Raw genomic sequence first — 11,022 nt, forward strand, 5'->3', positions numbered from 1 at the left:
TCTTATGTAAAGGCTTTGTAAATTTTTGAGGGAAAAATGACAAAAAAATTCTTAATTCTATCCCAAAATCCAGATTTAACTACTAAACTTAAACAACTAATTAAAAAGAAAAAAGAAAATTATCGGCACTTAACTACTCCAACTTCATTAGTTGTAGCACTAAATGATGATGACGATAGCTATTCTGGAATCTTTTGGGATATTACCAAATCTAACTTAGACACAACACTTGCAACCTTATTATTAATTCGCAATCAGGTTGCTGGACCGATTATAATCTTCACTAATAGTCACTCTGATCGAACGCTAAATAAGCTTTATAAAGCTAAAGTAGACTTTGTAGCAGATTTAGAAATCAACGAAAAATTATTATTACGGATTTTTGAGCAACGTCTATGGAGTTACACTTTCAAAATCCAGCCTGAAGAAAAGAAATTAGCAAAAAGAGCTAATGAAGAAATAATTGAAACTGGGAACATAAAAATCAACATCAACAAATATTCGGTTTTCAAAAACAATGAACCTGTCGTATTAACTCCGAAAGAGTTTCAATTACTTGTCTATTTAGCCCAAAATAAAGGTAATGTTATCAGCCGTGAACAATTACTACAGAAGATTTGGGGCTATGATTTACTAGGTTCTTCAAGAATTGTAGACATACACATCTCACATTTACGAGATAAATTAGAAGATGATTCTAGCCATCCCCAACACATTTTAACGAAACGAGGATTCGGTTATCGTTTTATATAAAACGAACTTTTAAGATTATTTTCCACAGCTTTGTAAAGTTTTCATTTGACAAAAATGTATTTTCTTTGTATGCTAGTCAAGATGAATTTTTACATCCAGGCCGCTCGGGCCTGCAGGTGCTATTTTTTAGTCCTAAGGCCCAGGCCTTAGGACTTTTGTTTTCTAAAATAGAAAGGGATTGCGAAATGGCACAAGATGTTGTTCTCGATGTAGAAGAAAAGCCTGGTTTTGGTCAATGGATTGGGTTAAGTATGCAGCACATGTTTTCCATGTTTGGCTCAACTGTATTAGTCCCTATCCTAGTAGGACTAGACCCAAGTATCGCTTTATTTTCATCAGGTGTTGGTACCCTACTTCACCTCTTAATTACTCACCACAAAATCCCTGCATATATGGGATCCAGTTTTGCTTTCATTACACCAATGATTGCATTAATGAAAACTGCGGGATATCCAGCCATTGCACAAGGGGTAATTGCTAGTGGGCTAGTATACTTGATTGTGGCTTTAATTGTCGCCTTTGCTGGTAGCGATTGGATTGATCGGATTCTACCGCCAATTGTAGTTGGACCAATTGTAATGGTAATTGGCTTGTCGCTCGCTGGGACTGCTGCAACTGATGCAACAATGAATAACAGCAAATATGATTTACGCTATTTTGCGGTTGCAATGTTAACCCTATTAGTTACTATTGTCTTCAATATGTACTTCAAAGGTTTTTGGGGATTAATTCCAATTTTACTTGGAATTGTTAGTGGTTATATCATTGCTTGTCTATTTGGAATTGTTGATTTTTCAAAAGTTATGAGTGCAAGTTGGATTTCAATGCCTAAATTTGAAATTCCTTTTGTATCATATTCACCTAAGATGTATTGGGGAGCTATTTTGAGTATGGCCCCGATTGCATTTGTTACAATGACTGAGCATATGGGCCATATCATGGTATTAAATGAATTAACTGGTCGAGACTTCTTTAAAGATCCTGGCCTTAAAAAGACATTAGCTGGCGACGGTGTAGCTAGCGTAGCAGCTGGTTTATTAGGTGGACCAAGTGTGACTAGTTATGGTGAAAATATCGGGGTAATGGCCATTACTCGCGTTCATAGCGTATACGTCTTAATGGGAGCAGCAGTTTTTGCAATCCTGTTTAGTTTTGTTGGTAAATTAAGTGCTTTAATTGAATCAATTCCTAGTCCAGTTATTGGTGGGATAAGTTTCCTATTATTCGGAGTAATTGCAGCTAGCGGATTAAAAGTCATCGTAGAAAAGAAGATTGACTTCAATAAAAAGCGAAACTTAATGATTGCTTCAGTTATTTTAGTTATTGGAATTGGTAATGCATACCTTCAATTAGGTAATTTCCAATTTTCTGGTGTAGCTGTTGCAACTATCTTGGGGATTATTTTGAACTTAGTCTTACCTCAAGAAGCAGCAAGTGAAAAAGAATAAAGTTCATTTAGATTTTCATAGTTAATTATTTTTTCAAATACCAATATCAAATTATCAAGGTCTGCTTAACCCAAGCAGGCCTTTTTATGATAGAGTTATTATTGTTGAATTATTTTTCTGGAGGAAAAACTATGAAGCATTCACGAGTTCCACGTATTAGCCTTGGAACACAAATTATCATCGGATTGGTTCTAGGAATCATTGTTGGAGCCGCTACTTATCATAATCAAGTAGCAATCTCCACTATGTCTGGTTTAGGAACTATCTTTTTACGCTTAATTCAGATGATTGTTATGCCAATTGTGGTTTCATGTTTAACAGTTGGAATTGCTAATATTGGTGACTTACGTAAGTTGGGACGAATTGGTGGTAAAACGCTACTATATTTTGAAGTTTTAACTACTATTGCAATTATTTTAGGTTTGATAGTTGCTAACTTAACGCGTCCTGGTGATTTTATTAATATCCATTCTCTGCAAGGTGGCGATATTTCTAAATATCTTGCTACTGCCAAAACAGCCTCTAAAACTGGAATCTGGGATACCATCTTTGCAGTTATTCCAACTAATATTTTTAAATCTATGTCTGAGGGAGACATGATGCCTGTCATCTTTTTCAGTGTTTTCTTTGGATTAGGTATTGCAGCAATTGGTGAAAAAGGAAAAATTATCACCCAATTTTTGAATGCCGTTAGTGGCGTTATGTTTAAAGTAACCAACTGGGTTATGAAGTTTGCACCACTTGGAGTATTCGGGTTAATTGGAATGACCATTGCTCAAATGGGCTTGTCTGCACTACTGCCATTAGGTTACTTTATTTTAGTTGCCTATCTAACTATGATTTTCTTCTGTATTGTTATCTTAGGACTAGTGGCTTATATTTTTAAACTTGATTACTGGGAAACAATGAAGAAGATTTGGCCAGAGATTTTGCTTGCATTTTCTACCGCTAGTTCTGAAGCAACTTTGCCACGTCTAATGAAGAAAATGCAAGATATGGGTGTAGAAAAAGGTGTTGCCAGCTTTGTTATTCCGACAGGTTATACTTTTAACCTAGATGGTAGTGCAATCTATCAAAGCTTAGCAGCAATTTTCCTAGCTCAAGCTTATGGACTTCACCTAACTTGGGAACATCAATTTACTTTATTAGTTGTTTTGATGATTACTTCTAAAGGAATGGCTGGTGTTCCAGGTGCATCATTTGTTGTTTTATTAGCTAGTGTAGCGACAATCGGAGTTCCAATTGCTGGTTTAACCTTCATTGCTGGAATTGATCGCTTCGTTGATATGGGAAGAACCAGTGTAAATGTAGTTGGTAATACCTTTGCAAGCTTGGTTATTGGTGAAAGTGAAAAAGCACTTGATCGTAAAAAATACGAGCAATATTTAAATAAATAAGTTCAATAAAAAAGGCCTCGAATTAGAATTCGAGGCCTTTTTCTACACAAAATTACATATAATTAATTTTCTTCAAAATAGCGATCAAGTTCTTCTAAGTAAAATTGCTTTTGCTCCTCACTAATCCAGCTCATCTTAAATGAGTTAGCAGCTAAAGCCTTTACTTCATCAGCACTCAAGTTATACTTTTTAACTTCTGCTTCAAAATTATCTGTAATGTATCCACCAAAATATGCTGGATCATCACTGTTTAAACAAACGCGCACATCATGTTCAAGTAAATACTTAACTTCATTTCCTTTCAAGTCAGGACTTAAAAAGCCATTAGAAAGTGGACAGCTAGTAAAGCCAACCTTTTGCTTAGCAGCAAAAGAAACTAAATCTTCATTTTCGACAATATTAGTTCCATGATCTATCCGTTCAACATTAATTACTTCAAGCAATTCTTTAATATGATTAATTGAATCCACTTGATCAACATCAGCGTGAGCAGTTATATGAAAGCCTGCTTCACTTGCCTTAGCAAATTGATAATAAAACTTCATTGGTGGATTATTGTGTTCATCAGAATCAAGCCCAATTCCTAATATCTTATCTTGATGTTTCAAGGCTTTTTCAAGAGTTTTTTGGGCGTTATTTCTTGAATAATCACGTAAAAAGCACATTACTAAATGAGCATCTACATTTAAGGCTCTGGCATCAACTGTTGCTTGATAAAGTCCATTTAAAACAGTTTCAAAGCTAATGCCACGACTTTCGTGAGCTTGAGGATCAAAGAATATCTCAACATGACGAACGTTATTTTTGGCAGCTTTTTTAAGATAAGCCATTGCCAAGTCATAAAAGTCTTGTTCTGTCTGTAAGACTTGCATAGCTTCATAATATACTGCTAAGAAATCAGCTAAATTGTCATATTGCAAAGTTGCCTTAACTTCTTCAATTGTCTTTTGAGCCAATTCAACGTGATTTCTCTTAGCCAATTCTAGTTTCAATTTTGGCTCTAATGTTCCTTCAATATGAACATGCAACTCAGCTTTAGGCATTTTTTCTAAAAAATCTCTTGTTAAATCGACCATTATATCCTCCATATGTAAAAATAATTCGGAAAAATTTGATTAATTGAAAAAGATATTAGCACTATCTAATTTTTTATGCAAGTTAAAAACGAATTATTTTTCCACTTGATTTTTGCATTGTTTGTGTTATCGTATAAACAATATATTTTTTTATTAAAAAATTTAAAACTGCTATAGGAGGAAATCCATGTCAAATTGGAATAACAAGTTTGTTAAAGAAGGTCTTACTTTTGATGATGTTTTATTAATTCCGGCTGAAAGTCACGTATTACCCAACGATGTTGACCTAAAGGTCGAATTAACCAGCAGTTTAAAGCTTAATCTTCCATTTATTAGTGCTGGAATGGATACTGTTACTGAACATGAAATGGCAATTGCAATGGCTCAAGCTGGTGGTTTGGGCGTAATCCACAAGAATATGACGATTACTAATCAGGCCAATGAAGTAAAGCTTGTAAAAAATACTGAAGTAACTTCAGAAAAAGCTGCCGTAGACAACGAACACCGCTTATTAGTTGCTGCAGCTGTTGGCGTAACTACTGATACATTTGAACGCGCTAGTGCCTTAATTGATGCTGGTGCAAATGCAATTGTTATCGATACAGCCCATGGTCATTCTGCCGGCGTTTTACGTAAAATCAGTGAAATCCGTGCTAAATTCCCTAACATTAACTTGATTGCAGGAAATGTTGCCACTGCTGCTGGTACACGCGCTCTTTATGATGCTGGAGTAGATGTAGTAAAAGTAGGTATTGGCCCTGGTTCAATCTGTACTACTCGTGTAGTAGCTGGGGTTGGGGTACCTCAAATCACTGCAATTTATGATGCTGCCAACGTAGCACGCGAATATGGAAAAACAATTATTGCCGATGGCGGTATTAAATATTCAGGTGATATTGTTAAGGCATTAGCTGCTGGTGGCAATGCTGTAATGCTAGGTTCAATGTTTTCTGGTACACATGAAACACCAGGTCAAATCTTTGAAAACCAAGGTCAAAAGTTTAAAGCGTATCGTGGTATGGGATCTGTAGGAGCAATGAGCCAAGCCCATGGATCAAGCGATCGCTACTTCCAAGGTGGCGTAAATGAAGCAAACAAGTTAGTTCCAGAAGGAGTTGAAGCTTGTGTTGCATATAAGGGATATGTTAAAGACGTTATTTTCCAATTAATTGGTGGATTACGTGCCGGAATGGGTTATGTAGGGGCACCTGATTTAGCTGCTTTAATTGAAAATGCTCAATTTGTACGCATTACTAATGCAGGATTAGTTGAATCACATCCGCATGACGTTCAAATTACAAAACAAGCCCCTAATTATCAAGGGTAATACAACACAAAAAAATGAAGTCGCTATAGAACTTTTTATCTATAGCGACTTTTTCTGGGAAAAGGAGCTTTTATGAATCACGAATCATTTCAAATAAAAGAAAAAGATCGAACTACCAACAGCTGGGATATGTTTGCTACTTGGGTCGGAGCCAATGCAAATAACGGAACTTGGTTTGTCGGAGGCGTTTTAGCAGCTTGTGGATTTGCACTAGCCACTAAAATTCTTGTTTTATCTTCTGCACTATCATATATCTTTTTAAGTTTAGTGGGTTACATCGGATACAAAACCGGCTTATCAACTATGACAATAGCAAGAGCTAGTTTTGGTGAACGTGGTAGTTATCTTCCTTCATTAGTAAATATTACACAATTTATCGGTTGGACAGCGGTTAACACCTTTATTGCCGCACAATCTGTCAGCTTGCTATTAAAAGATCTTTTGAATATGCATAATGAGACTTTAGGTTTAACAATCGGAATTATCGTTATGAGTATTTTACATATTTTAAGTGTTGCTAGTGGTTCAAAATCCATTCAATTAATCGAACGCATTGGTGTTGCACTAGTATTTATCTTTGTAATTTGGGAATCGATTGCTGTTTTCAAAGCCGTTTCGTTAAATCAAATTATCTCTTGGAAAGTCCCTAATTCAAGCAAAATGGCCTTAGGAAGTGCTATTGATTATGTTGCTGCCTTTAATTTAGCTTGGGTTACAGCTGGCGCTGATTTTACACGTTTTACAAAGAAAAAAAGCAATTCAACAATTGCACCTTTTTGGGGAGCTCTAACTGGCGTAATCTGGTTTGCAGTAATTGGTTTAATTTCAACCATTAGCATTGCAATTACTTCTGGTGTATACAATGCCAACAACTCAGATCCTTCAACAATTGCTAGCAAATTAGGCTTAGGAATTGTTGCACTATTAGTTATTATCTTAACTTCAATGACTGCTAATGCGGTTAATTTATTAGCAGCCGGCTCTGCACTTTCAAATATCTTTCCAAAAATCAGACTAAAACATTCACTTTGGATAGTAGTAAGTGCAGCAACACTTGTTACTTTCATTCCAATGTTTGTAGGATCATTTTTAGAAACTTTTGAGAGCTTTCTAGATTATGTAGGAATGGTCTTAGGTCCTACAATTGCAATTATTTGTACAGACTATTATTTCATTAAAAAGAGAAATTATGAAATTCCTCAATTTGGTAAAACATTTGGAACATATTGGTATAAATCAGGAATTAATTGGAAAGCAATTATTGTTTTCATATTAGGAATAATCATCTTCTTAACTGGCAAAAACATTCAATTACTATCTAATACCATTGGAATTACTTTCTTAGATATGACCATTTGTAGTTTACTTTACTGGATTTTGATGAAGAAATAATTGATAAAAAATGCACCTTCTTAACAATAAGGTGCATTTTTATTTAAATATCTTTTACCATCATTAAATCGCGCTGTGCAGTATCACCCATCATAAAAGTATGCTCATCTTCAATTTTAAAACCAAAGTAATGATAAAATTTTTGCGCCTTATCATTATGTTCCCAAACACCTAACCATACACGATGAAAATGCTCTTCTTTAGCCATCGAAATTGCTTTATGCATAAGGGCGGATCCTACATGTAATCCTTGGAACTGCTTCAAAACATAAATTCTCTGTATTTCAAAAGCTTCAGGCCAATTATTTTCCGTTTGAGAAGAATCCCAATTAACTTTCAAATACCCTACTATTTGATTATCTACAAAAGCAAAAAACATTTTAGAAGTAGTAGTTTTCAATTCTGACAGTAATTTTTCTCTTGTATAAGCTCGTTGAATATAAGTATTAACATCTTCTAAAGCTCTCCAAGGATCAAAAGTCTGGTGAAAGCATTGCTTACTAATTTTTATTAATTGATCAATTTCATCAGTTTGAATTGGCCGGATACTAACTTTTTGACTCATATTCTTACCCTACCTAAATCTTCTTTTAAAACAAATAATACACTCTTAAAACAAAAAAACAACGATACTATTAGTATCGTTGCTTACAAGTTAATTATTCTTCATTATTCTTTTTTCTTCTAAAGCCTAATAAACCTAGCAAAGCAAGAATCAAACCAATCAAACTAACTTCTCCAACTTGTGCACCAGTTTGTGGCAATTTATTAGCATCAGTTGCTACTCTATTTTCACTAGAATTAGAAGCTGGTGTTTTTTCTTTAGATGAAGTTGAAGATACCGAGGAAGATTTAGAATTAGCAGTTGCTTTGGAATTAATCTCAGTATTATCATCAAGAGCTGCTTTGGCATTCTTAATAGTCTGTAGTGCTTGATCAACCTCATTTTGGGTAGCGGAGTTATCATTTAGCACCTTTTGACCAGCACTTACCGCATCATCATATGCTTGCTTCTTGTCATCACTTGCATTCTTATATGCATCTGTTGACTCTACTGAAGATTTTTCATTCACTGCTGCTTCAAGTGAACTCTTATCTATTGAACTGTCAGAATTTTCAAAATTACTATTTCCGGTATTTTCTGAACTTGATCTATCACCATTATTTTCGATTGCATCAGTTTGAATAGTAGTATCTTCTTTAGTTAATTCTGCACTTGAACCGTCACTAAACTTAATTGTTGCACTACCATCACTGTATACAGTTACAGTTGTATTTGGATTTGCTGCTTCAATATTCTTTTTGATTTGTGAAAGTTCATCAGAAGTTGGTTGACCCATTTTTTCAACTTTAACACGCTCTGGGAGATTTACATTATTTTGCGCTTTTTCTGCTGAGTCAATCAATCTCTGTTCTGCATCTCTAATTGCTTTATCAGCTGCATCAACTTCTTCTTGTGTTGCATTAGTGTCAGACAAAACTTGCTCACCTTTTGCAACAGCATCGCCATATGCTTTTCTAGCTTCATCTGAAGCACTGGCATAATATAGATATTCATTAGGATTAGTTGAAGTTTGGACTTCATGAGCCCTGTCCACATCTTTTTGTAAATTTGTTTTATCTACAGATTCAGTTGAACCATCAGTTTCTGATTGAGTCGCTGGTTTATCTGATGAACTTTGACCATCTAATGCTGCTTTTGCATTGTCAATTGCACTTGTAGCACTATCTACTTCACTTTGGGTTGCGGAGTCATTGTTCAACACTGTTTGACCAGCAGCTACTGCATCATCATACGCTTGTTTCTTGTCATCACTTGCGTTGTAGTAGGCTGAGGTCTTTTGAACATCGCTTTGTTCATTCACTGCTGTTTCCAAAGCACTTTTATCTACAGAACTTTCAGTAGTTGTACCTGGAGTCGAACTTGTAGTATCACTTGCTCCTGTTGAACTAGTATCTGTTTCTGTAGCTTGCCCATCTAGTGCTGCTTTTGCGTTGTCAATTGCAGTTGTAGCGCTATCTACTTCACTTTGAGTAGCGGAATCATTGTTCAACACCTTTTGACCAGCACTTACCGCATCATCATATGCTTGTTTCTTATCGTTACTTGCGTTCTTGTATGCATCTGTTGCTTCTACTGTTGATTGTTCATTTACTGCTGTTTCTAAGCCACTCTTATCTACTGAATTTTCAGTAGTTGAGCCTGTAGTCGAACTCGTAGTATCGCTTGCTCCTGTTGAACTAGTATCTGTGGCTTGACCATCTAAGGCTGATTTTGCATTGTTAATTGCAGTTGTAGCACTATCCACTTCGCTTTGAGTAGCGGAATCATTGTTCAACACCTTTTGACCAGCACTTACCGCATCATCATATGCTTGTTTCTTGTCATCACTTGCGTTCTTGTATGGATCTGTTGATTCTACTGTTGATTGTTCATTTACTGCTTTTTCTAAGCCACTCTTATCTACTGAATTTTCAGTAGTTGAGCCTGTAGTCGAACTCGTAGTATCGCTTGCTCCTGTTGAACTAGTATCTGTTTCTGTGGCTTGACCATCTAAGGCTGCCTTTGCATTGTTAATTGCAGTTGTAGCGCTATCTACTTCACTTTGAGTAGCGGAATCATCATTCAACACTGTTTGACCAGCACTTACTGCATCATCATATGCTTGTTTCTTATCGTTACTTGCGTTCTTGTATGCATCTGTTGCTTCTACTGTTGATTGTTCATTTACTGCTGTTTCTAAGCCACTCTTATCTACTGAATTTTCAGTAGTTGAGCCTGTAGTCGAACTCGTAGTATCGCTTGCTCCTGTTGAACTAGTATCTGTTTCTGTGGCTTGACCATCTAAGGCTGCCTTTGCATTGTTAATTGCAGTTGTAGCGCTATCTACTTCACTTTGAGTAGCGGAATCATCATTCAACACTGTTTGACCAGCACTTACTGCATCATTATATGCTTGCTTCTTGTCATCACTTGCGTTGTAGTAAGCTGATGTGCTTTCTACTGTTGATTGTTCATTCACCGCAGTTTCCAAAGCGCTTTTATCTACAGAACTTTCAGTAGTTGAGCCTGTAGTCGAACTCGTAGTATCACTTGTTCCTGTTGAACTAGTAGCTGTTTCTGTGGCTTGACCATCTAAGGCTGCTTTGGCATTGTCAATTGCAGTTGTAGCACTATCCACTTCGCTTTGAGTAGCGGAATCATTGTTCAACACCTTTTGACCAGCACTTACCGCATCATCATATGCTTGCTTCTTGTCATCACTTGCGTTGTAGTAAGCTGAGGTCTTTTGAACATCGCTTTGGTCATTCACTGCAGTTTCCAAAGCGCTCTTGTCTGTGGTTTCACCATCTAAGGCTGACTTTGCATTGTTAATTGCACTTGTGGCACTATCCACTTCGCTTTGAGTAGCAGAATCATTGTTCAACACCTTTTGACCGGCACTTACTGCATCATCATACGCTTGTTTCTTGTCATCACTTGCGTTGTAGTAGGCTGAGGTCTTTTGAACATCGCTTTGGTCATTCACTGCAGTTTCCAAAGCGCTCTTGTCTGTGGTTTCACCATCTAAGGCTGACTTTGCATTGTTAATTGCACTTGTGGCACTATCCACTTCGCTTTGAGTAGC

Annotated in this window: 8 protein-coding genes; 5 read left to right on the forward strand and 3 right to left on the reverse strand. The window is 36.2% G+C overall.

Annotated features, from left to right (window positions below; translation table 11 throughout):
* Positions 1-36 precede the first annotated feature (36 nt).
* The 3 genes from ETI37_RS05290 to ETI37_RS05300 all read left to right on the forward strand — a co-directional run bounded on the left by ETI37_RS05290 (position 37) and on the right by ETI37_RS05300 (position 3,598).
* Positions 37-753, forward strand: a complete 717-nt coding sequence (locus ETI37_RS05290; RefSeq protein WP_006587110.1) for a winged helix-turn-helix domain-containing protein — start codon at positions 37-39, stop codon at positions 751-753.
* 185 nt (positions 754-938) lie between these two features.
* Positions 939-2,201, forward strand: coding sequence for a uracil-xanthine permease family protein (locus ETI37_RS05295; RefSeq protein WP_006587487.1), 1,263 nt, complete (start codon positions 939-941; stop codon positions 2,199-2,201).
* A 131-nt stretch (positions 2,202-2,332) separates the two neighbouring features.
* Positions 2,333-3,598: a dicarboxylate/amino acid:cation symporter gene (locus ETI37_RS05300; protein WP_022091273.1), complete on the forward strand. Its 1,266-nt coding sequence runs from the start codon at positions 2,333-2,335 to the stop codon at positions 3,596-3,598.
* A 62-nt stretch (positions 3,599-3,660) separates the two neighbouring features.
* On the opposite strand, the gene add is transcribed toward ETI37_RS05300, so the two are convergent.
* On the reverse strand, positions 3,661-4,674 hold the full coding sequence (gene add, locus ETI37_RS05305; RefSeq protein ID WP_006587488.1) for an adenosine deaminase: 1,014 nt from the start codon (positions 4,672-4,674) through the stop codon (positions 3,661-3,663).
* A gap of 187 nt (positions 4,675-4,861) precedes the next feature.
* Here add and guaB point away from each other — a divergent pair, with 187 nt between their 5' ends.
* Together guaB and ETI37_RS05315 are read left to right on the forward strand one after the other, a co-directional pair.
* The gene (guaB, locus tag ETI37_RS05310; RefSeq protein WP_006587114.1) at positions 4,862-6,001 is read left to right on the forward strand and encodes an IMP dehydrogenase; all 1,140 of its coding nucleotides are present in this window, start codon (positions 4,862-4,864) and stop codon (positions 5,999-6,001) included.
* 72 nt (positions 6,002-6,073) lie between these two features.
* The gene (locus ETI37_RS05315) at positions 6,074-7,393 is read left to right on the forward strand and encodes a cytosine permease (RefSeq protein WP_006587115.1); all 1,320 of its coding nucleotides are present in this window, start codon (positions 6,074-6,076) and stop codon (positions 7,391-7,393) included.
* Between the two features lie 43 nt (positions 7,394-7,436).
* Here ETI37_RS05315 and ETI37_RS05320 read toward each other — a convergent pair whose 3' ends face one another.
* Positions 7,437-7,958: a GNAT family N-acetyltransferase gene (locus tag ETI37_RS05320; RefSeq protein ID WP_006587116.1), complete on the reverse strand. Its 522-nt coding sequence runs from the start codon at positions 7,956-7,958 to the stop codon at positions 7,437-7,439.
* Positions 7,959-8,052: 94 nt separating this feature from the next.
* Positions 8,053-11,022 (reverse strand): LPXTG cell wall anchor domain-containing protein (locus tag ETI37_RS05325; RefSeq protein WP_143460224.1); only part of this gene is annotated, 2,970 nt, incomplete at its 5' end.

It is taken from the genome of Lactobacillus mulieris (assembly GCF_007095465.1).
In the GTDB taxonomy this organism is placed as follows: Bacteria; Bacillota; Bacilli; order Lactobacillales; family Lactobacillaceae; genus Lactobacillus; species Lactobacillus mulieris.

Excerpts from the sequence above, each read along its gene's own strand:
- ETI37_RS05290 (WP_006587110.1), top strand. The coding sequence starts at position 37 with ATGACAAAAAAATTCTTAATTCTATCCCAAAATCCAGATTTAACTACT.
- ETI37_RS05295 (WP_006587487.1), top strand. The coding sequence starts at position 939 with ATGGCACAAGATGTTGTTCTCGATGTAGAAGAAAAGCCTGGTTTTGGT.
- ETI37_RS05300 (WP_022091273.1), top strand. The coding sequence starts at position 2,333 with ATGAAGCATTCACGAGTTCCACGTATTAGCCTTGGAACACAAATTATC.
- add (WP_006587488.1), bottom strand. The coding sequence starts at position 4,674 with ATGGTCGATTTAACAAGAGATTTTTTAGAAAAAATGCCTAAAGCTGAG.
- guaB (WP_006587114.1), top strand. The coding sequence starts at position 4,862 with ATGTCAAATTGGAATAACAAGTTTGTTAAAGAAGGTCTTACTTTTGAT.
- ETI37_RS05315 (WP_006587115.1), top strand. The coding sequence starts at position 6,074 with ATGAATCACGAATCATTTCAAATAAAAGAAAAAGATCGAACTACCAAC.
- ETI37_RS05320 (WP_006587116.1), bottom strand. The coding sequence starts at position 7,958 with ATGAGTCAAAAAGTTAGTATCCGGCCAATTCAAACTGATGAAATTGAT.